We start from the raw sequence: 1,717 nt of genomic DNA, 5'->3' as shown, positions 1-1,717 counted from the left end.
CCTCACGGGGTGCGACCCGGACCGGGCGGCCGACGCGCGTACGGGGGGGGTTGCGATGTCCTGATGGATCGTCAGTCAGAAGCACCCACCCGGGAGTTGGATCCGCCATCCGAGCCGTCCTCGTCCCGACCCTCGACCCGATGGCGGCCTACGGGTCAGTGCCGGTACCGCGCGGCCGGGTGGCCGGCCGGCAGTGCCCAGTCGGACGCGCCGGTCAGCCGCTCGCGCAGCGACTCGCCCTCCGCGTACTCGCCGCGGAAGACGCCGCGGGCGCGCAGGATCGGCAGCACCGACTCGACGAACTCGACGGTGGAGGCCGGCTGCACGGTCGGCGAGAGCAGGAAGCCGTCCAGGTCGGCGCCCTCCGCCAGGGCGCAGATCTCGTCGGCGATCTCCTCGGCGGTGCCGACCACCGGGCGGGCGCCGACCCCGTGGGTGTGCCAGTCGGCGAGCACGTCGCCGACGGTCCTGTCGGCGAACCGGGCGACCTGGGTCCGCGACATCTCGGTGGACAGCTCGGCCATCGGGGTGTCCGGCGCGTACGAGGAGAGGTCGAGGCCGGTGAACATGGCGTAGCTGGCGACGGCGACCTCGGGGCGCTGGGCGTCCAGGACGCGCTGCCACCGGCGTTCGGCGTCCGCGGTGGTGGCACCGATCACGCAGGAGAACGCCGACATCACCTTGACCCCGTCGGCGCCGCGGCCGGCCCGGACGGCCTCCTCGCGAATCGCCGCGGTGTGTCCGGCGAGCTGCCGCACCGAGCCGCTGCCGACGAACATGCACTCGCCGTGCCGCCCGCCGACCCGCCGCCCGGCCGGGGAGGCGCCGGCCTGGAACAGCACCGGGGTGCCCTGCGGGGAGCGGGCGGTGTTGCCGTAGCCCCGCGAGCGGAAGTACGGGCCGTCGTGCTCGACCAGGTGGACCTTGGCCGGGTCGGCGAAGCGGCCGGCCTTGTCCTTCTCCAGGGCGTCGGGCTCCCAGGCGCCCTCCCAGTACTTGTAGACCAGGTCGAGGAAGTCCTCGGCCATCCGGTACCGGTCGTCGTGCGCCACCATGTCCATCCCGAAGGCCTTGACGGCGGTGTCGGCGGTGCCGGTGGTGACGATGTTCCAGCCGAGCCGGCCGCCGGAGAGCTGGTCCAGGGTGGCCAGTCGGCGGGCGAAGGCGTACGGCGGTTCCACCAGCACCGAGCCGGTCACCACCAGGCCGAGGTCGGTGGTGCTCGCGAGCAGGGCCGAGGCGATCACGAACGGGTCCAGGCGCGGCAGGTCGAGGGTCTCCTCGGTGGCGATCGGCGGGCGCACCCCGCCGATCTCCGACCAGCCCCAGGCGTCGGCCAGGAACAGGAAGTCGAGCCTGGCGTCCTCGCAGATCCGCGCGATGTCGCGCCAGTACCCGAGGGTGTCGAACAGGTGCCGGCGGCTGTCGGGGTGGCGCCAGGTGGCGGTGCCGCTCGCGTTGGTCTGGGCGTTCTCGAACAGTCCGAGCCTGAGGTTGCGCATGGGGTGTTCTCCGTTGGACTGGTGGTGCGGGGGAACCGGGGACCGAGGTGACCGGGCGTGGGGCCGGGGACCGTCAGGGTGCTACGGGAACAGCCGGGGCGTCGAGGACCGCGCCGGTCGCGTCTCGGAGCGGGGCGGGTTCGCCCAGGGGGCCCGGCGGCCGCGTCGAGCCGCGCCGCGGCCGGTGGTGCGCTCCTCCACGGACGCGGACGCCC

General features: G+C 74.2%; 1 protein-coding gene. It reads right to left on the bottom strand.

Features of this window, described 5'->3' with window-relative positions; all coding sequences use genetic code 11:
- Window positions 1-155: 155 nt before the first annotated feature.
- Window positions 156-1,502, bottom strand: a complete 1,347-nt coding sequence (locus tag ACFU6K_RS38445; protein WP_380671228.1) for an NtaA/DmoA family FMN-dependent monooxygenase — start codon at window positions 1,500-1,502, stop codon at window positions 156-158.
- Window positions 1,503-1,717 lie beyond the last annotated feature (215 nt).

The sequence above is a fragment of the Kitasatospora sp. NPDC057512 genome (assembly GCF_042802135.1).
In the GTDB taxonomy this organism is placed as follows: domain Bacteria; phylum Actinomycetota; class Actinomycetes; order Streptomycetales; family Streptomycetaceae; genus Kitasatospora.
This window is presented reverse-complemented; position numbering and strand designations above follow the sequence as displayed.